Here is a 20,102-nt window from a genome sequence, read left to right on the forward strand (position 1 = left end):
TCAATCCTGGAGCGTACGTTCAGATCGTTACAGTCCAGCGTTCTTGAGGCTGTGACCTCCACGGGTTCTCGCTCGTTCCGGCAGACAGGTAGAATTGTCTCTTTTTTCCGTCGAAGGCATTCCAATGGGCCCCTACAGTGCGCGCAGTCGTGCGATCGAACCGTTCCATGTGATGGCGCTGCTGGCGCGGGCCAATGAATTGCAGGCCGAAGGCCACGACGTGATCCATCTGGAAATCGGCGAGCCGGACTTCACCACCGCCGAGCCGATCATCCGCGCCGGACAAGCTGCGTTGAGCGCCGGCAAGACCCGTTACACCGCCGCCCGTGGCATTCCCGAACTGCGCGAGGCGATCGCCGGTTTCTACCAATCGCGGTACGGCCTGAATATCGACCCACGGCGGATTCTGATCACGCCGGGCGGCTCCGGCGCGCTGTTGCTGGCCAGTGCCCTGTTGGTCGATCCGGGTAAACACTGGCTGCTCGCCGACCCGGGCTACCCGTGCAATCGGCATTTCTTGCGGCTGGTCGAAGGCGCGGCGCAGCTGGTGCCGGTCGGGCCGGAGGTGCGTTACCAACTGACCCCGGATCTGGTCGAGCGGCATTGGGACCACGACAGCGTCGGCGCCCTTGTCGCTTCGCCGGCCAACCCGACGGGCACTTTGCTGACCCGCGATGAATTGGGCGGATTATCCAGAGCGATCAAGACCAGGCACGGGCACTTGGTGGTGGATGAGATCTACCACGGCCTGACCTACGGCACTGATGCCGCCAGTGTGCTGGAAGTCGATGACGACGCTTTTGTCCTCAACAGTTTCTCCAAGTATTTCGGCATGACCGGTTGGCGCCTGGGCTGGCTTGTCGCGCCGGACGCGGCGGTCAGCGAGCTGGAAAAACTCGCGCAGAACCTCTACATCAGTGCGCCGAGCATGGCGCAGTACGCGGCGCTGGCCTGTTTCGAGCCAGCCACCATCGCGATTCTCGAAGAGCGCCGCGCCGAGTTTGCGCGCCGTCGCGACTTCCTCCTGCCGGCGCTGCGTGAACTCGGTTTCAACATTGCCGTTGAGCCTGAAGGCGCGTTTTATCTGTACGCCGATATCAGCCGTTTCGGCGGTGATGCATTCGCCTTCTGCCGACATTTCCTCGAAACCGAGCACGTTGCCTTTACGCCCGGACTGGATTTCGGTCGTTATCAGGCCGGCCATCACGTGCGTTTCGCTTACACACAGAACCTCGCACGTTTGCAGGAAGCGGTTGAGCGCATTGCGCGCGGCTTGAAGAGCTGGCAAGGCTGATGCGCTTTTATCCTGCTCTGGAAGAAGCGCGGCTGATTCGTCGTTACAAGCGTTTTCTCGCCGATATCGAGACCGTTAGCGGCGAATTGCTGACCATTCACTGCCCCAACACCGGTTCGATGCTCAATTGCCAGGTCGAGGGCGGGCAGGTCTGGTTCAGTCGCTCCAATGACCCGAAACGCAAATTGCCCGGCACTTGGGAAATTGGCGAAACCCCGCAGGGCCGGCTGTTTTGCGTCAACACCGGGCGCGCCAACGGCTTGGTTGAGGAAGCCTTGCAGGCGGGTGTGATCACCGAGTTGAACGGCTTTACCGCGTTGAAGCGTGAGGTTGCCTACGGACAGGAAAAAAGCCGCATCGACTTCCGCCTCGAATACCCCAGCGGCCCGGCGTATGTCGAAGTGAAAAGCGTCACCTTGGGCTTCGACGGTACGGCGGTGGCGGCGTTTCCCGATGCGGTGACCCAGCGCGGCGCCAAACATCTGCGCGAGCTGGCGCATCTGGCGCGCGACGGCATTCGGGCGGTGCAGTTGTACTGCGTGAACCTCACCGGCATTGATGCCGTGCGCCCGGCCGAGGAAATCGATTGGGCTTACGCCGAGGCGCTGCGTGAAGCGGTCGCCTGCGGTGTTGAGGTGTTGGCCTACGGTGTGCGCCTGGACCACGAAGAAATGGTCATCGACCGCCGACTCGACGTGCGGCTAAACGGTTAAACGTCGACCCACACGCCTTGTGTATCTTCCCAGCATTCAATTGCCGTGAGCGATTGCCCGGCGCAGGGGCCGGCAACGCATTCGCCGTCCTCGATCAGAAACAGTGCACCGTGGGTGGCGCACTGGATCAGGCTGTTGCTTGGGTCGAGAAACTGGTCGGGCTGCCATTCCAGCCCGACGCCGCGATGCGGGCAGCGATTGAAATAAACGAAGACTTGGCCACCCCGACGTACGGCAAACAGCTTTTTGCCTTCGATTTCGAAACCGCGACTGCCACCTTCGGCCAGCTCACTGCCGGCGCAGAGAAACTTCATGGCTAACCTCTAATGTCCGCTCGTGTCTGGATATGTCCGAGCTTGACGTTCAAATGCAAACAATTATCAAATGGCGACCTTCTCCCACAGGGAGTCTGGCCGTTGCCGAGGATACTTGGCTCGCTGCGCCGATGCCCGGGAAACCTTGTTCAAGGAAGCTGCGTATGCGCCTGAAAACCCGCGTTGCCGTACTGTGCGTCGGCCTTTTTCTCAGCCATCAGGCGAGCGCAGCGGATTTACCGCAACGCTGGGTCAGCGCTGGCGGCGCGCTGTCGGAATGGGTCAGCGCGCTGGGTGGCGAGTCAAAGCTGGTTGGGGTCGACACCACCAGTCAGCATCCCCAATCGTTGCAGGCGCTGCCGAGTATTGGTTATCAGCGCAGCCTGTCGGCCGAAGGCATCTTGAGCCTGCGCCCGGACATTCTGGTCGGTACCGAAGAAATGGGGCCGCCGCCGGTTCTGGCGCAAGTCAAAGCCGCCAAGGTCCAGGTCGAGTTGTTTTCAGCCCAGCCTGATCTGCCGACATTGGAAAACAATGTCACCCATCTGGGCCAGTTGCTCGGCGCACAAAGCCAGGCAGCGCAGCTGCTGCAGAGTTATCAACAGCAACTCCAGGCGCAGAAAGCGCGCGTTGCCCAAGTGCAGACCACGCAGAAAACTCCGGGCGTGTTGCTGTTGCTTGGGCACGCCGGCGGCAAGCCGTTGATCGCCGGCAAGGACACCGCCGCCGATTGGTTGCTGCAACAAGCCGGCGGGCACAACCTTGCGACGCATACCGGCTACAAACCGTTTTCTGTCGAATCCCTCGCCAGCCTCGATCCCGAAGTGCTGGTGTTCGCTGACCGTGCGCTGACCGGCGAGGCCGCAAAAGCGGCATTGTTCAAGGAAAACCCGATCCTCAATTCCAGCCGTGCTGCCAAGAGCGGGCGGGTGATGGAGCTGGATCCGACGCTGCTGGTGGGCGGTCTCGGGCCACGGTTGCCGGCTGCTTTGCAAACCCTGACTGACGGCTTCTACCCGGCCAAGGGCGGCCAATGACCACACTGGTCAAACCCCGTGGCTTGTTTATCGGCCTGACATTGCTGTGTCTGCTGGCGATCTGGCTGTCGCTGGCATTGGGGCCGGTGAGCCTGCCGTTGTTCGATACCCTGCGCGCGGCGCTGCGTCTGATCGGCGTGCCGTTGGCGCCGCAAGGATTGGAGCAGGCCGAGCTGATTCTCGGCCAGATCCGCCTGCCGCGAACCTTGCTCGGCTTGGCGGTCGGCGGCGTGCTGGCGCTGTCCGGGGTGGCGATGCAGGGTCTGTTTCGTAATCCGCTGGCCGATCCGGGGCTGGTCGGGGTGTCCAGTGGCGCGGCACTTGGCGCAGCGATTGCGATTGTCGGCGGCTCGTTCTTTGGCGGCCTGCCGGAGTGGTTCGGGCCGTATCTGTTGTCGGTGTGTGCGTTTCTTGGCGGGCTCGGGGTGACGGCGCTGGTATACCGGCTGGGCCGGCGCAACGGTCAGACGCATGTGGCGACCATGTTGCTGGCCGGTATCGCGCTGACGGCGCTGGCCAGTTCGGCGGTCGGTCTGTTCACTTATCTGGCCGATGACGCCACGCTGCGCACCCTGACCTTCTGGAATCTGGGCAGCCTCAACGGCGCCAGTTACGCGCGGCTGTGGCCACTGCTGATCATCACCATCGGCGTGGCGCTGTGGCTGCCGCGTCGGGCCAAGGCATTGAATGCCTTGTTGCTCGGTGAATCCGAGGCCGGACATCTGGGCATCGATGTCGAACGGCTCAAGCGCGAACTGGTGTTCTGTACCGCGCTGGGTGTCGGCGCGGCGGTGGCGGCGGCGGGCATGATCGGTTTTGTCGGGCTGGTGGTGCCGCATCTGGTGCGCCTGCTGGCCGGCCCCGATCACAAAGTTCTGTTGCCAGCCTCGGTTTTGGCGGGTGCGAGCCTGTTATTGCTCGCCGATCTGGTGGCGCGCCTGGCGCTGGCGCCGGCGGAGTTGCCGATCGGCATTGTCACGGCGTTTATCGGCGCGCCGTTCTTCCTTTATCTGCTGCTGCGAGGGCGTGCCTGATGTTGTCTGCGCACAATCTGCATGTCCGCCGTGGCCGCAAAGCAGTGCTCAGTGGGGTTACGCTCGGGCTCGAACCCGGCGAGGTGCTTGGGGTGCTGGGGCCGAACGGCGCCGGGAAAAGTACGTTGCTTGGCGCATTGTGTGGTGAGTTGCCCGCCAGCGACGGCAATGTCTCGCTCGATGGTCAGACGTTGAGCCACTGGAGCGGAACGCAGCGGGCACAACGACTGGCGGTGTTGCCGCAGGTGTCGACGCTGGATTTTGCCTTCGCCGTGGAAGAGGTCGTCGGCATGGGCCGCTTGCCGTACCAGACCGGGCGCGTACGTGATGACGAAATCGTCGCGGCAGCGCTGGCCGCCGCCGATGCCGGGCACCTGAGTGGGCGCAGTTATCTGGCGTTGTCCGGTGGCGAGCGTCAGCGCGTGCATCTGGCGCGGGTGCTGGCGCAACTCTGGCCGGGCCAGGCCGGGCAAACCTTATTGCTCGACGAACCGACATCGATGCTCGATCCGCTGCATCAGCACACCACCTTGCAAGCGGTGCGCGAGTTCGCCGATTGCGGCGCGGCGGTGCTGGTGATCCTGCATGATCTGAATCTCGCGGCACGCTATTGTGATCGTGTGCTGTTGCTGGAGGAGGGGCGCCCGGTTGCGCTGGATACTCCGCAGCAGGTGCTGCGTCCGGATACGCTTAAAGCAGTGTTCGGCCTGGAGGTTTTGGTGCAACCGCACCCGGAGCGTGGGCATCCGCTGATCATCGCCCGCTGAATCATCATCGAGGTGTCGCATGCGTGGATTGTGGTTGTTGGCGCTGGTGTTGCTCGCGGGCTGTCAGCACGTGGCGGCTCCGCCTGTGGGCGCTGATATCCGCGATCTGCGCAGCGGCGAGGTACTTACGGCGCAGCAATTGCTGACGCGTCTGGCTGAGCCTGAGCGTTTGATCATCGGTGAGCAGCACGACAACGCCGATCACCATGCCGCACAGTTGTGGCTGTTGCAGTCGCTCGGCGAGCAGCGAGCGCAAGGCAGTCTGCTGCTGGAAATGCTCTCGCCGGTTCAACAAGCGAAAGTCGATGCGGCACGCCAGTCGAAATCCGTTCCGGCAGATCTGCCCGCGGCATTGGCCTGGCAAGAGGGCTGGGACTGGAACCTTTACGGGCCGATCGTGCGCTTTGCCCTGTCGCAGCCGTATCCGCTGCTGGCGGCCAATCTCGATGACAGCGAAATCCGCGCGTTCTACCGCAATCCACCTGCTCTGAACGGTCCGCGCAGTAATGCGCTTTCGGTTAAAAAAACCTTGCTTGGGCAAATCAGTGAATCCCACTGCGGCCTGCTGCCCGAATCACAGATGCCAGCAATGCTGGCGATTCAGCAACAGCGTGATCGACGCATGGCCGAACGCATGCTGGCGGCGCCGATGCCTTCGATTCTGCTGGCCGGTACCTGGCATGCGCGCAAGGATGTTGGCGTGCCGCTGCATCTGTCGGATCTCGACGCTGGCAAGGCGCCGATCGTATTGATGCTGGCCGAGCAGGGCGCTGCGGTATCGGCGGCGATGGCCGATTACGTCTGGTACACGCCGGCCACGCCGAAGTCGGATTACTGCGAGCAGATGCGCCAGCAATTGGCTAAATGACTTTTCCACGGGCAAAAAAAGACCCGGTAAAAAACCGGGTCAAATAACCGTGATTAGCCTGATGAGGAGATAATCTGAGAGTCCGAACCAAGGGCTTTTCAGAATATCGACTGATCTCGCGACCAGTTGTGATAATCATAGCGATTATCATTACCGCGTCAACCGCTGATTTTGCAAATCTGTAATTTAGTTTTGCGAGCGGTGATGAGGCCCTGTGAATAAAGGGCTTTGCGCTAGGTGCGCTGCGTCGTCAACTGCGTGATCTGGCGATTCAACTGGCCGATGCGCCGAGCCATCCCCTCAATCAGGCTGTGCGCGATCTTCGGATTGCTGCGAGTCATGCTCAAAAACTGATCACCAGGAATCAACATCAACATGCTCGGCTCTGACGTGACTACCGTGGCGTTGCGCGGCTCGCCGGTAAACAACGCCATGGCGCCGAAAATCTCGTCCTTGGCCACGTCACCGACCTTGTGCCCGTCGACGAACGCCTCGGCATGCCCATCGATAATCACGAAGACATGATCCGCTGCGTCGCCCTGTTGGATCAGCACGGCGCCCGCCTCAACCCGTTTGAAGCCGTTGGTGCTGCGGAACTCCCGGGGTTTCAGCTCGGCCACGGCATGGGCGAGCAGCGCCATTTGCCCTAGCAGATAGCTCAGCAACTGCTCCGCTCGATCAGGGTCGGCATACAAATACTGCAAAACCTCAACGCGCCCATAGGGCACCAGGCGCACAGCGCTGTTGCTGCAAATGCGGCAATCGCTCCATTGCTCGCCACGTTGCAGGCCGAGCAGATCACCTTCCTGCCAGTAGAACAGCGCACGGCCCGCGATGCAGCCATGTACCACGCCCTCGCTCAGCAGAAACAACTGATCTTCCGGCAACTGTGCAAACAGATCGTCCGTTGCCTCCAGCTCGATGACCGGCGCGCACGGCGACAAATCCTGCAGCCACTGCCCGGGAAGACTCTGCAAGCGATTGATCAATGCGTCGGCGTGGGCCGATTGTTCCCCCAGTAAATACATGGCGTCAGCGCCTGTTCAGTTCTTGTGGCGCGCGGAAATGGCTTCGAGCTGTTTGTTCAAGGCGTCCTTGCGCTCGGCGGGGATATCGTTCCAGTGCACGTCCATCAACGCGCCCTCGATCGCATACAACAACACCTTCGATGCGCGAAACCCCCGAGTACGCACGGCCCGGTAGGCATCCACTGCACCGAGGCGACGCAAGTCCGAGGCGCTGTGGATGCCCACGGCATGCAGCCATTGCGCCGATGTCTTGCCAAGATTTTTCAGGTGTTGCAGTTCATCATTCATCAAGCCTCCTTGCGACGGCCGAATGGTGCGTGGGCGAGCTTCTCAGCAGTGTAGCCATCAGTAGGAAAAGCGTGGTTGTTTGGTCGGATTCGACGCAAAAGCTTCTAAGAAAGGGGGGTAAAGGAGCTGCGAACGCAGAGGGAAGCGAGTTAGGCGTTAACAATGTGGGAGCGAGCCTGCTCGCGAAGAGGGCGTATCAGACACAATCGATATCAGCTGACACTACGCCTTCGCGAGCAGGCTCGCTCCCACAGGGGAAAGGCGTGGCGTCAGGAAGATTTCCAGATTTCAGCGGGTGCGATAGCGCAACCGCGTGCCGAAATTCATCGACATCAGAATCTCGTCAGCACTCAGCTCCGGCGGAAAGTACGCCCCGGAAATCTGCGCATGGGCCAGGCTGGCGCCTTCGAGCGAAGCCTTGCGGAAGTCGATGCCGCGCAAATCGGCGGAGCGGAAGTACGCATCGCGGAAATCCACGCCGTCGGCGTTCAGCTCGCGCAGGTCGAGACCACGGAAATCGCCGCCGATCATGTCGATCGGGCCATCCTGTGGACGTTCTTTATTGAAGCCTGCAACGTCATCTTTGTGCAGCAGGGCGTAAAGCGGAGTGTCGAGCAGTTTAGGCTGGCTCATGTCAGATCACCTGTTGGTTTTATGACGCCAGTATAGTGCCACTATTTGCCGGCCGTGAAGCGAGCGAGGGCTTCACGGCCGAAATAGTTTTTTACAGACCCGGCAGGCGCTGACGGATCTGCGCGACCACGGTGTCCAGCGTGCCGGATTCATTGGTCTGCACGCGTTTGCTGCGCAGGATTTCTTCCGGCGTGAGCGCTTCGCGATTGGCCTGTTGCGCTTCGATCACGGCGAGGGTGGCGTCGGACGGATCCTTCTGGTCGGCCTGACGCATCGCCAGCCAGCTCTCGATCACGGCTTGCGGGGCGTTGCAGTCGAGGATCAGGAACGGCGTGCCGGTGGCTTCGGCAATCTTCGCCGCGTTGTCGCGCTGTTCACGCTTGAGGTAAGTAGCGTCGATCACTACCGGGAAGCCGGCGTGCAGGATCACCTCGGCGATTTCATGCAGACGTGCGTAGGTCGCGGTGCTGGCGTCGGCACTGTAAATGCCGGCCTGTACGTCGTTGGCAACAGTCTGCTCGCCGAACAGGCGCTTGCGTTCGACGTCGGAACGCAGGCGAATCGCGCCCAGCGCTTCGACCAGGCGCATGGCCACATGGCTCTTGCCGACTGCGGAAACACCGTGGGTAATGGCCATGAAGCGCGAAGGAATGGTGCTGTAGCTTTCCGCCAAGTTGGCGTAGTTGCGGTACTGGCGCAGGGTGGTGGCGCGCTGCACCGCAGTCGCGTCGGCCGGCATGCTAAACAATGCCACCTTGGCCCGCACCAGCGCGCGGTAGGCTTTATAGAAGTTCAGCACTTCCAGGCCCTCATAGTCGCCGGTCAGTTCCAGGTACTGGCTGATGAGGCGACGCGCCAACGATTTCAGGCCACGGTCTTCCAGGTCCATGGCGAGGAAACCGGTGTCGGCCCAGACGTCAGTGAAACGGAATGGCTCGTTGAACTCGATGCAGTCGAAGATCACCACATTGCCGTCGATGACCGTGGCGTTGCCCAAATGGATGTCGCCGTGGCATTCACGGGTGAAACCTTGTGACTTGCGCTGGGCGAACAGGGGCTTGAGGCGCTCGAAGCTGCTTTCGGCCCAGGCTTTCAGGGCATCGAGTTGCAGCAAATCGTTTTTGTCGCTGAGGAACGGCAGGATCTGCTCGAAGTTTTGCGCGACCGGTGCCATCACGCTGTCCGGCGTGCCGGCGTCGTGTTCGGCCGGGACTTTCGGGGCGTTGAGATGGAAATGGGCGATCTGCTCGGCCAACGCATCAATGTGCTGAGTGGTCAATTCGCCATTGGCTTGCAGGGTGCTGAGCAACCCGCTCTGGGGGAACTGGCGCATTTTCAGCACGTATTCGATAGCCGGGCCGTCGCCGCCCAATTGCGGTGCCTCGACGCTGCCGGTGATTGGCAACACGTCCAGATACAAATCAGCGGTCAGACGCTGGTTCAGACGCAGCTCTTCAGCGCAGAAATGCGCACGTGCGTCGAGGCTGGTGAAGTCGAGGAAGCCGAAATTCACCGGCTTCTTCACTTTATAGGCAAAGGGGCCGGTGAGAATCACCCACGAAATGTGGGTTTCGATGACCTGAAACCCTTCGACGGGATGCGGGTAGAGGGCCGGGTTTTGCAGGGCAGCGATCAGGGACTGGCTCACGGGCGATCCTTCAGAGGCGGGGGAATTCGAGGCGGCCATTATGGCTGCTTGCCCGCCTGACGCAAACCTCCGCGCGTGCCTGTTGAGGATCGATAAAGTGCGTATAATCCGCCGCCATGACTCGATCCCGATCCCCCCGTACCAAGAAAAAACCACCAGCCAAGGGCCTCAGTCCATGGTTGAGCTGGGCCATTAAACTCAGCCTGGTCGGCCTTGTAGTGCTGGCCGGCTTTGCCGTTTACCTCGATGCCGTGGTGCAGGAGAAGTTCTCCGGCAAGCGCTGGACCATCCCGGCCAAGGTGTACGCGCGCCCGCTTGAGCTGTTCGTCGGACAGAAGCTCAGCAAGGACGATTTCCTCACCGAACTCGATGCCCTCGGCTATCGCCGCGAAGCCGTGAGCAACGGCCCCGGCGCCGCAGCCGTCAGCGGCAATACGGTTGACCTGAACACCCGTGGCTTCCAGTTCTATGAAGGTCTGGAAAAGCCGCAGCCAGTGCGTGTGCGTTTCTCCGGTGATTACGTTGCTGAGCTGTCCTCGACCAACGGTTCGAAACTGTCGGTGGTGCGCCTCGAGCCGCTGATGATCGGCGGCATTTACCCGAAAAATCTTGAAGACCGCATCCTGATCAAACTTGATCAGGTGCCGCCGTACTTGCTCGAAACCCTGATCGCCGTCGAAGACCGCGACTTCTACAGCCACTGGGGCGTGTCGCCGAAATCGATCGCCCGCGCCGTGTGGATCAACACCTCCGGCGGCAAGATGACCCAGGGCGGCAGTACGCTGACCCAGCAGTTGGTGAAGAACTTCTACCTGACCAGCGAACGCAGCCTGACCCGCAAGCTCACCGAAGCGATGATGGCGTTGCTGCTGGAACTGCATTACGACAAGAAGGAAATTCTTGAGGCCTACCTCAACGAAGTCTTCGTCGGTCAGGACGGCCAGCGTGCGGTGCACGGTTTTGGTCTGGCCAGTCAGTTCTTCTTCGGCCAGCCATTGTCCGAGCTGAAACTGCATCAAGTGGCGTTGCTGGTCGGCATGGTCAAGGGGCCGTCCTACTACAACCCGCGTCGCAACCCGGAGCGCGCGCTGGAGCGGCGTAATCTGGTCCTCGACGTGCTGGCGCAGCAAGGTGTGGCAACCGCCGAGCAGGTCGAAGCGGCGAAGAAAATGCCGCTCGGTGTGACGACTCGCGGCAAGCTCGCCGACAGCTCGTTCCCGGGCTTTATCGACTTGGTCAAACGTCAGTTGCGCGAAGACTACCGCGACGAAGACTTGACCGAAGAAGGTCTGCGCATCTTCACCAGTTTCGATCCGATTCTGCAGATGAAAGCCGAAGCCTCGGTCAACGACACCTTCAAGCGTCTGGCCGGGCGCAAGGGCTCGGATGACGTCGAAGCGGCGATGGTCGTGACCAACCCGGAAACCGGTGAAGTCCAGGCGATGATCGGCAGCCGTCAGGCCAGCTACGCCGGCTTCAACCGTGCACTGGATGCGGTGCGCCCGATTGGTTCTTTGATCAAACCGGCGGTGTATCTGACCGCGCTCGAGAAGCCGAGCCAGTACACGCTGACCAGTTGGCTGTCGGACGATCCGCTGTCGGTCAAGGGCGCCAACGGTCAGGTGTGGAAGCCGCAGAACTACGATCGCCGCTCCCACGGTACGGTGTTCCTCTATCAGGGCCTGGCGCATTCCTACAACCTGTCGACCTCGCGTCTGGGCCTGGAAGTCGGTGTGCCGAATGTGCTCAAGACCGTGGGTCGCCTGGGCGTCACTCGTGAGTTCCCGGCGTTCCCGTCGATGCTGCTCGGTGCCGGCGGCATGACGCCGATCGAAGTGGCGACCATGTATCAGACGCTGGCCAACGGTGGTTTCAATACGCCGATGCGCGGCATTCGCAGCGTGTTGACCGCCGAGGGCGAGCCGCTCAAGCGTTATCCGTTCCAGATCGAACAGCGCTTCGATCCTGCCTCGATTTACCTGATCCAGAACGCCATGCAGCGGGTGATGCGTGAAGGTACCGGCAGTTCGGTTTATAACGTGCTGCCCAAGACCCTGACCCTCGCGGGCAAGACCGGTACCAGTAACGATTCGCGCGACAGCTGGTTCGCCGGTTTCAGTCAGGATCTGCTGGCAGTGGTCTGGCTCGGCCGCGACGACAACGGCAAGACGCCGTTCACCGGGGCCACCGGTGCGTTGCAGGTCTGGACCAGTTTCATGCGCAAGGCCGATCCGCTGCCGCTGGACATGCCGCAGCCGGACAACGTCGTGCAGGCCTGGGTCGATTCGCGCACCGGCCAAGGGTCGGATGCCAACTGCCCCGGCGCGGTACAGATGCCGTATATTCGCGGCAGCGAACCGCCACCCGGCGCCGCGTGTGCAAGCGAAACACCTGCCTCGCCGGAATCGGTGATGGACTGGGTCAAAGGCTGGATGAATTAAGCAAAGAGGGTTTCAAGTGAACAAGTGGTTGATTCCAGCGGTGACCGCCGTGGCTTTGCTCAGCGGCTGCTCCACCGTACAGCGTGGTTCGATTCCTGTGGTGGATTCGGGCACCGCCGTGTCCAACAGCGAGCGCATCGGCGCCAATGGCGGTTTCCGCCAGACCACGGTCAAGCGCCCGGTGCAGGGCCAGACTCAGGCGATTCCGCAAGGCGATACCGGCGTAGTAGTTATGGTGCCGGGCGGCGGTGCGGCGGTGTCAACACCGATCAGCTCTTCGCCGATCGTCCCGGGGCCTGCATCCGGAGGTATCACGTCGGGGCCGTACAACCCATCGGCGGTTGAGTCGGCGCCGATCAACTCCGGCAGCTACAGCATGCCGTCGACGCCAAGTGGCATTCCTTCGGCCAGCAGTGGCGGCGGTCTGTCGGCGGATGAGCAACTGGACGGCCCGGTACTCGCCTTGCTGACCACCGCGCAACAGCAACAGGCCGGTGGCGACCTCAACGGTGCTTCTTCCAGCCTGGAGCGGGCGCAACGTGTCGCCCCCCGTGAGCCACAAGTGCTTTACCGTCTGGCGCAGGTGCGCATGGCCCAGGGCGATGCGCCGCAAGCCGAGCAATTTGCCCGTCGTGCGCTGACCATGGCCAACGGTCGTCCGGACCTGCAAGCCAGCCTGTGGGAAATCATCGCTCAGTCTCGTGAGAAACAAGGCGATTCCGCCGGCGCCGCACTGGCCCGTCAGAAGGCCAAGGTTTCCCTGTGATGGACGTGCGTTTCCCGAAAATCGCCGATCAGCTGTTGCTGATCGAACGCGAGCTGCGTACCCAGGGTTGGTGGGATGAGGTTGAGCCGTCCGCCGAAGCGCTAAGCAGTGTCGAGCCGTTTTCGGTCGACACGCTGGACTTCGAGCAATGGCTGCAATGGATCTTCCTGCCGCGCATGAAGATGATCCTCGAACAGGATCTGCCGCTGCCGAACGCCTCGGGCATTCAGGAAATGGCGGAAATGGTCTTTGCCCAGCGCAACCTTGGCGGAAAGGATCGGCAGTTGCAGGTGCTGCTCAAAGAGTTTGACCTGCTGATCACTGCATCCCGCTGAACTAAACTGGGAACTGCCAGGCCTACTGGCAGTTCTCGGCAATCTGCTTCTTCGCTTCGACGATGCGTTCCTGACGCTGTGTATCGTCGAGCCTGCGCACATCCCCCTCGACCTCCTCACGCAAACGTGGATTGTTCTGCAGTTGCGCTAGGTTTGTGCGTGCCTGTTCGCAAAACGCCTTGAGCTGCGCCTGCTGCTCGGCGACCTGTTTCTTCACCTTGGCATCAATGGCTTTCTGATCGCCAAGTACGCCGCCGCCCGGCATCGGCGCAGCTTTCGGCGCGGGTGAGGAGGGTGTGTGTACGGTCGTCGACGGTTGGCCCTGCGGAGGCTGCGCATCGAAATGCGTGACGCCTTGGGCATCGACCCATTTGTAGATTTGAGCGGCCGAGCACCATGGGCTGAGGCCGATCAGCAGAGTGAGGAGGAGCGTTCGCATGCTGATTCCTTGGCAAAAATGCGCAATTGACGCTAACAGAGTAGCGCTTTTCAGGTTTTTTCTTGCGTTCTCATGTGCTTACCCACAATTAACCACACAGACGACTTGACTTGCAGAGGGCGAAACAGAAGAATCCAAAGTCCGCTGTAGAGGGACTGCCAGAAGCAGACCCACTCGGTAGATCATGAGGCGCACATCCGCGCCGACCTGTTACACCCGCAACGCGTTACCTCGCGCTGGGTGGGAAAGGCCCGCAACACTTGGGACGATCCCAATACTTGCTCAGTCAGTGCTGACGTAGTCGGCGACCACCGTCGCTCATGCTCTGCCGAGAAGTAAACCTATTAAGACCCGCCCCTTTTTTGTGGACGGTATTCTGGCGTTTTAGAGGTGAACAACGTGGAGCTTTTATCTGGCGGTGAGATGCTCGTCCGCTTTTTGCGTGACGAAGGCGTCAAATATATCTACGGGTACCCGGGTGGTGCTCTCCTGCATGTTTACGATGCCCTGTTCAAAGAACCGGAAGTGACCCACATCCTGGTTCGTCACGAACAAGCGGCGACCCATATGGCTGACGGCTACGCCCGTGCCACCGGTAAAGCCGGCGTGGTATTGGTGACTTCCGGTCCAGGCGCCACAAACGCCATTACCGGTATCGCCACCGCCTACATGGACTCGATTCCGATGGTGATCATTTCCGGTCAGGTGCCAAGCACCATGGTCGGCACCGACGCGTTCCAGGAAACCGACATGATCGGTATCTCCCGGCCGATCGTGAAGCACAGCTTCATGATCAAGCACGCTTCGGAAATCCCGGAAGTCATGAAGAAGGCCTTCTACCTGGCGCAATCCGGTCGTCCGGGCCCGGTCGTGGTCGACATCCCGAAAGACATGACCAACCCGGCCGAAAAGTTCGAATACGTTTTTCCGAAAAAAGCCAAGCTGCGCTCCTACAGCCCGGCCGTTCGCGGTCACTCCGGGCAGATCCGCAAAGCAGCGGAAATGTTGTTGGCGGCCAAGCGCCCGGTGCTGTACTCCGGCGGCGGCGTGATTCTCGGCAATGGCTCCGCGCAACTGACCGAACTGGCAAAAATGCTCAACCTGCCGGTGACCAACACCTTGATGGGTCTGGGCGCATTCCCTGGCACTGACCGTCAGTTCATCGGCATGCTGGGTATGCACGGCAGCTATACCGCGAACCTGGCGATGCACCATGCCGACGTGATTCTCGCAGTGGGCGCCCGCTTCGACGATCGGGTGATCAACGGCCCGGCGAAATTCTGCCCGAACGCCAAGATCATCCACATCGACATCGACCCGGCGTCGATTTCCAAAACCATCAAGGCCGACGTGCCAATCGTGGGTCCGGTCGAGAGCGTCCTGACCGAAATGGTCGCGATTCTCAAGGAAATCGGCGAGACCCCGAACAAGGAGTCCGTAGCCAGCTGGTGGAAGCAGGTGGATGAATGGCGCGGTGATCGCGGCCTGTTCCCTTATGAAAAGGGCGACGGCAGCAAGATCAAGCCGCAGACCGTGATCGAAACCCTCTGCGAAGTGACCAAGGGCGACGCCTTTGTGACCTCCGACGTTGGTCAGCACCAGATGTTTGCCGCGCAGTACTACACGTTCAACAAGCCGAACCGCTGGATCAACTCCGGTGGCCTGGGCACGATGGGCTTCGGTCTGCCAGCCGCGATGGGCATCAAACTGAGCTTCCCGGACGACGACGTTGCCTGCGTCACCGGCGAAGGCAGTATCCAGATGAACATCCAGGAGCTGTCGACCTGCCTGCAATACGGCTTGCCGGTGAAGATCGTCATCCTCAACAACGGTGTGCTGGGCATGGTTCGCCAGTGGCAGGACATGAGCTACGGCAGCCGTCACTCGCACTCCTACATGGAATCGCTGCCGGACTTCATCAAGCTGGCTGAAGCCTACGGCCATGTTGGCGTACGCATCACCGAATCGAAAGATTTGAAGTCGAAGATGGCCGAAGCGTTTGCCATGAAGGATCGCCTGGTGATCATCGATGTTGCGGTCGACACCAGCGAGCACGTCTACCCGATGCAGATCAAAGACGGCTCCATGCGCGATATGTGGCTGAGCAAGACGGAGCGTACTTAATCATGCGGCACATTATTTCCCTGCTTCTGGAAAACGAACCCGGCGCTCTGTCTCGCGTAGTCGGCCTGTTCTCGCAGCGCAACTACAACATCGAAAGCCTGACCGTGGCCCCGACCGAAGACCCGACCCTGTCGCGTCTGACGCTGACCACCGTGGGCCACGATGAAGTGATCGAGCAGATCACCAAAAACCTGAACAAGCTGATCGAAGTGGTCAAGCTGGTGGACCTGTCGGAAAGCGCTCACATCGAGCGTGAACTGATGCTGGTCAAGGTCAAGGCCACTGGCGCCCAGCGCGCCGAGATCAAACGCACCACCGATATCTACCGTGGACAGATCGTCGACGTTAGCGCCAGCGTGTATACCGTTCAATTGACCGGTACCAGCGACAAGCTCGACAGCTTCATTCAGTCCATCGGCACCGCATCGATTCTGGAAACCGTCCGTAGCGGCGTGACCGGCATTGCTCGCGGCGACAAAGTACTCAGCATCTAAACCAAATTAGCGCATGGCCTGAACGGCCGGATATAAGGGGAAATTCATGAAAGTTTTCTACGATAAAGACTGCGACCTGTCGATCATCCAGGGCAAGAAAGTTGCCATCATCGGTTACGGCTCCCAGGGCCACGCTCAGGCGTGCAACCTGAAAGACTCCGGTGTCGACGTTACCGTCGGTCTGCGTAAAGGTTCGGCCACCGTTGCCAAAGCCGAAGCTCACGGCCTGAAAGTGACCGACGTTGCTTCCGCTGTTGCCGCTGCCGACCTGGTCATGATCCTGACCCCGGACGAGTTCCAGTCCTCGCTGTACAAGAACGAAATCGAGCCGAACATCAAGAAAGGCGCCACTCTGGCCTTCTCCCACGGCTTCGCGATTCACTACAACCAGGTTGTTCCGCGTGCCGACCTCGACGTGATCATGATCGCGCCGAAAGCCCCGGGCCACACCGTGCGTTCCGAGTTCGTCAAAGGCGGCGGTATCCCTGACCTGATCGCGATCTACCAGGACGCCTCGGGCAACGCCAAGAACGTTGCGCTGTCCTACGCTGCTGGCGTCGGTGGCGGTCGTACCGGCATCATCGAAACCACCTTCAAGGACGAGACCGAAACCGACCTGTTCGGCGAACAAGCCGTTCTGTGTGGCGGTACCGTTGAACTGGTGAAAGCCGGTTTCGAAACCCTGGTTGAAGCTGGCTACGCGCCGGAAATGGCCTACTTCGAGTGCCTGCACGAACTGAAGCTGATCGTTGACCTCATGTACGAAGGCGGTATCGCCAACATGAACTACTCGATCTCCAACAACGCCGAATACGGCGAGTACGTGACTGGCCCGGAAGTGATCAACGCCGAATCCCGTCAGGCCATGCGCAACGCCCTGAAACGTATTCAGGACGGCGAATACGCCAAAATGTTCATCAGCGAAGGCGCAACCGGCTACCCTTCGATGACCGCCAAGCGTCGTAACAACGCCGCTCACGGCATCGAAATCATCGGCGAGCAACTGCGCTCCATGATGCCGTGGATCGGTGCCAACAAGATCGTCGACAAAGCCAAGAACTGAGTCGCCGTTCCTTGTACGAAAAACGCGGCCTCGGCCGCGTTTTTTCGTTTGGGCCGGTGCTTCTGGTATAAAGCTGCATCGTTTGTGGCCGAACTGTCGTCCTCAAGCCTCTGTCGAATTTTTTCCAAACCGTTGCAAGGTAATGTCCATGAGCGAACGTCCCGAAGAGCCGAACAAGGCTTCTGACGCCGAAAGCCTGCTGCCCATCGATGAACACATCGAGGAAGGGCACGACGCAGAAGGTCGTAAAGTCCGGCATCGTGGTATCTATCTGCTGCCGAATCTGTTCACCACTGCGAACCTGTTCGCAGGGTTTTACTCCATCATCAACTCGATGAGCGCCCAGGCCGCGTTGAGCGCCGGCGACTCGGTGAATGCGAGCAAGTACTTCGCCTTCGCTGCGATCGCGATCTTCGTCGCGATGGTGCTCGACGGCCTCGATGGTCGCGTGGCGCGCATGACCAATACGCAAAGTGCTTTCGGCGCCGAGTACGACTCGCTGTCGGACATGGTCGCCTTCGGCGTCGCGCCGGCATTGCTGGCCTTCGGCTGGGCGCTGGGAGACATGGGCAAGGTCGGCTGGATGGTCGCCTTCATATATGTAGCGGGTGCGGCGTTGCGTCTGGCGCGTTTCAACACCCAGGTCGGCACGGCGGACAAACGCTACTTCATCGGTCTGGCCAGCCCGGCGGCGGCAGGTGTGGTGGCCGGTATTGTCTGGGCGTTCAGCGATTACGGCATCCAGGGTTCGAAGATGTCGTTCCTGGTGGCCTTGATGGTGGCGGCGGCCGGCATGCTGATGGTCAGCAACATCAAGTACAACAGCTTCAAGGAGCTGGATCTCAAAGGTCGCGTGCCGTTCGTGGCGATCCTCGCGGTGGTGCTGGTATTCGCTGTCGTGTTCAGTGATCCGCCGCGCATTCTGCTGCTGGTGTTCCTCGCCTATGCGGCGTCCGGTCCGGTGCAATATCTGTTGCGTCTTCGTCGTCACAAAAACGCCGAGTGATGTAATTTCCCGCATACTCCGCAGTCTATGGGTGCACCTGTCCTCCAAAGCTGCGGAGTTGTCATGTTGATCAAGATCCCCAAAGCATCCGACTGCCATGAGTCGGATGTCACGCCTGAAGCCATTTATCTCTCCCGTCGCCAATTGCTCGGCGCCACTGCTGCCGGTATTGCCGTGAGCAGCCTGCCGCGCTGGGCCAGCGCAGCTGATGCCCCGCGTTACTCTGAAGTCGAATCCGGCAAGGCTCCGGCCTGGTTTGCCGAAAAGCTTCCTTCTACTCAATGGGGGGCGGTCAACGTCAAGGAAGAGGCGATCACGCCTTATAAAGACGCGACGAACTACAACAACTTTTATGAGTTCGGTACCGGCAAGGGAGATCCCGCGAGGAACGCTGGCGACCTGAAAACCGAACCCTGGAGCGTGGTGATTGACGGGGAGGTGGGTAAGCCGGGGCGTTATGCGCTGGAAGACTTCATGAAACCGTATCAGTTGGAGGAGCGTATTTATCGTCTGCGCTGCGTCGAGGCGTGGTCGATGGTCATTCCCTGGATCGGCTTTCCCATCTCGGCCTTGCTCAAGCAGGTCGAACCGACTTCCAAAGCGAAGTACATCCGCTTCGAAACCTTGCAGGATCCCAAGAGCATGCCCGGCCAGCGTTCCGGTTTTGCGTTGATCGACTGGCCGTATGTCGAAGGCCTGCGTCTCGATGAGGCGATGAATCCTTTGGCGATCCTCGCGGTGGGCATGTATGGACGCGAACTGCCGAACCAGAACGGCGCACCTTTGCGTCTGGTGGTGCCCTGGAAGTACGGCTTCAAAAGCGTGAAATCCATTGTGCGCATCAGTCTGGTCAGCGAGCAGCCGAAGACCACTTGGCAAAGCATTGCTGCCGATGAGTATGGCTTCTACGCGAATGTGAATCCTACCGTCGACCATCCACGCTGGACCCAGGCGCGCGAGCGGCGCTTGCCGAACAGCCTGTTCAAACCGAATGTGCGCGATACGCAGATGTTCAACGGCTACTCGGATGAAGTCGCTTCTTTATATACAGGGCTCGATCTGCGGAAGAACTACTGATGCGTTATCCGTTCTGGCGAGTGGGTGTTTTCATTGCTGCGGCGGTCTGGCCATTGCTGTGGTTCTATCAGGCTTTCGCCGATCTGCTCGGGCCTGATCCGGGCAAGGTGCTGGTTGATCGTCTCGGGCTTGGCACGCTGGTGTTGCTGTTGATCACCCTGAGCATGACTCCCCTGCAAAAGCTGAGCGGCTGGGCGGGGTGGATTGCAGTACGCCGGCAGTTAGGGCTTTGGTGTTTTGCTTATGTGACGCTGCATCTGTTCAGCTATATGGCGTTTATCCTCGGATTCGATTGGTCACAGTTGGGCGTTGAGCTACGCAAGCGGCCTTACATTATTGTCGGTGCGTTGGGCTTTGTCGGATTGTTGATATTGGCGGTGACGTCCAATCGTTATAGTCAGCGTCGTTTGGGCGCTCGCTGGAAGAAGCTGCATCGCCTGGTTTACCTGATTCTCGGACTGGGTTTGCTGCATATGCTGTGGATCGTCCGGGCTGATCTGGAGGAGTGGGCGATTTATGCCTTTATAGGTGGCGTGCTTTTGCTGCTTCGTCTGCCGCCGGTGACGAAGCGAATCCCGCGTTTACTGGGTAAAAAGCAGAATCTGCAAGAAAAGCGAAATTAACGGTTGACGGCAGATTCCAGAGGTCTATAATTCGCCCCACTTCCGGCGCAGTCGAAACGGAAAACTCCTTGAGATTCAAAGAGTTATGCAGCTTTCGACAGCGACTTGCT

The 20,102-nt window shown here is 60.2% G+C and carries 21 protein-coding genes; 15 read left to right on the forward strand and 6 right to left on the reverse strand.

The annotated features are described in order from the left end of the window. Window positions 1–124 precede the first annotated feature (124 nt). Both J5M66_RS11190 and sfsA read left to right on the forward strand, forming a co-directional pair. Window positions 125–1,294 (forward strand): pyridoxal phosphate-dependent aminotransferase, encoded by a 1,170-nt coding sequence (locus J5M66_RS11190; RefSeq protein WP_207808187.1) that lies wholly within the window; start codon window positions 125–127, stop codon window positions 1,292–1,294. Continuing rightward, entirely contained in the window at window positions 1,294–2,007 is a 714-nt protein-coding gene (gene sfsA / locus J5M66_RS11195) for a DNA/RNA nuclease SfsA (protein ID WP_024014329.1), read from the forward strand. The genes J5M66_RS11190 and sfsA overlap by 1 nt, the downstream gene beginning before the upstream one ends. Here the strand turns inward: sfsA and J5M66_RS11200 are convergent. Then, the gene (locus J5M66_RS11200) at window positions 2,004–2,321 is read right to left on the reverse strand and encodes a Rieske (2Fe-2S) protein (RefSeq protein WP_207808186.1); all 318 of its coding nucleotides are present in this window, start codon (window positions 2,319–2,321) and stop codon (window positions 2,004–2,006) included. The two genes, sfsA and J5M66_RS11200, sit on opposite strands and share 4 nt — an antisense overlap. 164 nt (window positions 2,322–2,485) lie before the next feature. Between J5M66_RS11200 and J5M66_RS11205 the strand changes: the two genes are divergently transcribed. From J5M66_RS11205 to J5M66_RS11220, 4 genes are read left to right on the forward strand one after another with little or no spacing between them, the layout of a single operon-like run. Next, on the forward strand, window positions 2,486–3,358 hold the full coding sequence (locus J5M66_RS11205; RefSeq protein ID WP_207808185.1) for an ABC transporter substrate-binding protein: 873 nt from the start codon (window positions 2,486–2,488) through the stop codon (window positions 3,356–3,358). Window positions 3,359–3,408: 50 nt separating this feature from the next. Further along, window positions 3,409–4,392, forward strand: coding sequence for an iron ABC transporter permease (locus tag J5M66_RS11210; RefSeq protein ID WP_164558310.1), 984 nt, complete (start codon window positions 3,409–3,411; stop codon window positions 4,390–4,392). Continuing rightward, window positions 4,392–5,159, forward strand: a complete 768-nt coding sequence (locus tag J5M66_RS11215) for a heme ABC transporter ATP-binding protein (protein WP_130902756.1) — start codon at window positions 4,392–4,394, stop codon at window positions 5,157–5,159. Before J5M66_RS11210 ends, J5M66_RS11215 begins: the two co-directional genes overlap by 1 nt. Before the next feature lie 19 nt (window positions 5,160–5,178). After that, the gene (locus J5M66_RS11220; RefSeq protein ID WP_207808184.1) at window positions 5,179–6,027 is read left to right on the forward strand and encodes a ChaN family lipoprotein; all 849 of its coding nucleotides are present in this window, start codon (window positions 5,179–5,181) and stop codon (window positions 6,025–6,027) included. Window positions 6,028–6,260: 233 nt separating this feature from the next. On the opposite strand, the gene J5M66_RS11225 is transcribed toward J5M66_RS11220, so the two are convergent. The 4 genes from J5M66_RS11225 to J5M66_RS11240 all read right to left on the reverse strand — a co-directional run bounded on the left by J5M66_RS11225 (window position 6,261) and on the right by J5M66_RS11240 (window position 9,624). Then, entirely contained in the window at window positions 6,261–7,055 is a 795-nt protein-coding gene (locus J5M66_RS11225; protein WP_207808183.1) for a Crp/Fnr family transcriptional regulator, read from the reverse strand. A 15-nt stretch (window positions 7,056–7,070) separates the two neighbouring features. Then, the gene (locus tag J5M66_RS11230) at window positions 7,071–7,343 is read right to left on the reverse strand and encodes a TfoX/Sxy family protein (RefSeq protein ID WP_016773175.1); all 273 of its coding nucleotides are present in this window, start codon (window positions 7,341–7,343) and stop codon (window positions 7,071–7,073) included. Between the two features lie 288 nt (window positions 7,344–7,631). Further along, window positions 7,632–7,976: a pentapeptide repeat-containing protein gene (locus J5M66_RS11235; protein ID WP_122747345.1), complete on the reverse strand. Its 345-nt coding sequence runs from the start codon at window positions 7,974–7,976 to the stop codon at window positions 7,632–7,634. 91 nt (window positions 7,977–8,067) lie between these two features. Further along, window positions 8,068–9,624, reverse strand: a complete 1,557-nt coding sequence (locus J5M66_RS11240) for a bifunctional aminoglycoside phosphotransferase/ATP-binding protein (RefSeq protein WP_024014320.1) — start codon at window positions 9,622–9,624, stop codon at window positions 8,068–8,070. A 116-nt stretch (window positions 9,625–9,740) separates the two neighbouring features. On the opposite strand from J5M66_RS11240, the gene mrcB reads away from it, so the two are divergent. The 3 genes from mrcB to J5M66_RS11255 are packed head-to-tail and all read left to right on the forward strand — an operon-like array spanning window position 9,741 to window position 13,166. Then, the gene (gene mrcB / locus J5M66_RS11245; protein WP_073475436.1) at window positions 9,741–12,065 is read left to right on the forward strand and encodes a penicillin-binding protein 1B; all 2,325 of its coding nucleotides are present in this window, start codon (window positions 9,741–9,743) and stop codon (window positions 12,063–12,065) included. 16 nt (window positions 12,066–12,081) lie between these two features. Continuing rightward, window positions 12,082–12,831 (forward strand): hypothetical protein, encoded by a 750-nt coding sequence (locus J5M66_RS11250; protein WP_016773179.1) that lies wholly within the window; start codon window positions 12,082–12,084, stop codon window positions 12,829–12,831. Next, a complete protein-coding gene (locus tag J5M66_RS11255; protein WP_016773180.1) occupies window positions 12,831–13,166 on the forward strand; it encodes a YqcC family protein in 336 nt (111 codons plus the stop codon). Before J5M66_RS11250 ends, J5M66_RS11255 begins: the two co-directional genes overlap by 1 nt. 22 nt (window positions 13,167–13,188) lie before the next feature. Here J5M66_RS11255 and J5M66_RS11260 read toward each other — a convergent pair whose 3' ends face one another. Continuing rightward, window positions 13,189–13,605, reverse strand: coding sequence for a DUF4124 domain-containing protein (locus J5M66_RS11260; protein ID WP_123443333.1), 417 nt, complete (start codon window positions 13,603–13,605; stop codon window positions 13,189–13,191). 399 nt (window positions 13,606–14,004) lie between these two features. Between J5M66_RS11260 and J5M66_RS11265 the strand changes: the two genes are divergently transcribed. The 6 genes from J5M66_RS11265 (at window position 14,005) to msrQ (ending at window position 19,992) form a co-directional block, all read left to right on the forward strand. Further along, window positions 14,005–15,729: an acetolactate synthase 3 large subunit gene (locus J5M66_RS11265; RefSeq protein WP_039761986.1), complete on the forward strand. Its 1,725-nt coding sequence runs from the start codon at window positions 14,005–14,007 to the stop codon at window positions 15,727–15,729. Between the two features lie 2 nt (window positions 15,730–15,731). Next, on the forward strand, window positions 15,732–16,223 hold the full coding sequence (gene ilvN / locus J5M66_RS11270) for an acetolactate synthase small subunit (RefSeq protein WP_003176102.1): 492 nt from the start codon (window positions 15,732–15,734) through the stop codon (window positions 16,221–16,223). 46 nt (window positions 16,224–16,269) lie between these two features. Beyond that, on the forward strand, window positions 16,270–17,286 hold the full coding sequence (ilvC, locus tag J5M66_RS11275) for a ketol-acid reductoisomerase (RefSeq protein ID WP_003228216.1): 1,017 nt from the start codon (window positions 16,270–16,272) through the stop codon (window positions 17,284–17,286). A 148-nt stretch (window positions 17,287–17,434) separates the two neighbouring features. Beyond that, window positions 17,435–18,292 (forward strand): CDP-diacylglycerol--serine O-phosphatidyltransferase, encoded by an 858-nt coding sequence (pssA, locus tag J5M66_RS11280; RefSeq protein WP_016773182.1) that lies wholly within the window; start codon window positions 17,435–17,437, stop codon window positions 18,290–18,292. Between the two features lie 63 nt (window positions 18,293–18,355). Beyond that, window positions 18,356–19,369: a protein-methionine-sulfoxide reductase catalytic subunit MsrP gene (gene msrP, locus J5M66_RS11285; RefSeq protein ID WP_207808182.1), complete on the forward strand. Its 1,014-nt coding sequence runs from the start codon at window positions 18,356–18,358 to the stop codon at window positions 19,367–19,369. Further along, the gene (gene msrQ, locus J5M66_RS11290) at window positions 19,369–19,992 is read left to right on the forward strand and encodes a protein-methionine-sulfoxide reductase heme-binding subunit MsrQ (protein ID WP_207808181.1); all 624 of its coding nucleotides are present in this window, start codon (window positions 19,369–19,371) and stop codon (window positions 19,990–19,992) included. Before msrP ends, msrQ begins: the two co-directional genes overlap by 1 nt. Window positions 19,993–20,102 lie beyond the last annotated feature (110 nt).

Source organism: Pseudomonas sp. 67(2021) (assembly GCF_017491835.1).
Taxonomy (GTDB): domain Bacteria; phylum Pseudomonadota; class Gammaproteobacteria; order Pseudomonadales; family Pseudomonadaceae; genus Aquipseudomonas; species Aquipseudomonas atacamensis.

Coding starts and splice junctions, on each gene's coding strand:
- J5M66_RS11255 (WP_016773180.1), top strand. CDS start 12,831: ATGGACGTGCGTTTCCCGAAAATCGCCGATCAGCTGTTGCTGATCGAA.
- sfsA (WP_024014329.1), top strand. CDS start 1,294: ATGCGCTTTTATCCTGCTCTGGAAGAAGCGCGGCTGATTCGTCGTTAC.
- msrP (WP_207808182.1), top strand. CDS start 18,356: ATGTTGATCAAGATCCCCAAAGCATCCGACTGCCATGAGTCGGATGTC.
- ilvC (WP_003228216.1), top strand. CDS start 16,270: ATGAAAGTTTTCTACGATAAAGACTGCGACCTGTCGATCATCCAGGGC.
- mrcB (WP_073475436.1), top strand. CDS start 9,741: ATGACTCGATCCCGATCCCCCCGTACCAAGAAAAAACCACCAGCCAAG.
- J5M66_RS11220 (WP_207808184.1), top strand. CDS start 5,179: ATGCGTGGATTGTGGTTGTTGGCGCTGGTGTTGCTCGCGGGCTGTCAG.
- J5M66_RS11200 (WP_207808186.1), bottom strand. CDS start 2,321: ATGAAGTTTCTCTGCGCCGGCAGTGAGCTGGCCGAAGGTGGCAGTCGC.
- J5M66_RS11225 (WP_207808183.1), bottom strand. CDS start 7,055: ATGTATTTACTGGGGGAACAATCGGCCCACGCCGACGCATTGATCAAT.
- pssA (WP_016773182.1), top strand. CDS start 17,435: ATGAGCGAACGTCCCGAAGAGCCGAACAAGGCTTCTGACGCCGAAAGC.
- J5M66_RS11235 (WP_122747345.1), bottom strand. CDS start 7,976: ATGAGCCAGCCTAAACTGCTCGACACTCCGCTTTACGCCCTGCTGCAC.
- J5M66_RS11205 (WP_207808185.1), top strand. CDS start 2,486: ATGCGCCTGAAAACCCGCGTTGCCGTACTGTGCGTCGGCCTTTTTCTC.
- ilvN (WP_003176102.1), top strand. CDS start 15,732: ATGCGGCACATTATTTCCCTGCTTCTGGAAAACGAACCCGGCGCTCTG.
- J5M66_RS11215 (WP_130902756.1), top strand. CDS start 4,392: ATGTTGTCTGCGCACAATCTGCATGTCCGCCGTGGCCGCAAAGCAGTG.
- J5M66_RS11230 (WP_016773175.1), bottom strand. CDS start 7,343: ATGAATGATGAACTGCAACACCTGAAAAATCTTGGCAAGACATCGGCG.
- J5M66_RS11260 (WP_123443333.1), bottom strand. CDS start 13,605: ATGCGAACGCTCCTCCTCACTCTGCTGATCGGCCTCAGCCCATGGTGC.
- msrQ (WP_207808181.1), top strand. CDS start 19,369: ATGCGTTATCCGTTCTGGCGAGTGGGTGTTTTCATTGCTGCGGCGGTC.
- J5M66_RS11190 (WP_207808187.1), top strand. CDS start 125: ATGGGCCCCTACAGTGCGCGCAGTCGTGCGATCGAACCGTTCCATGTG.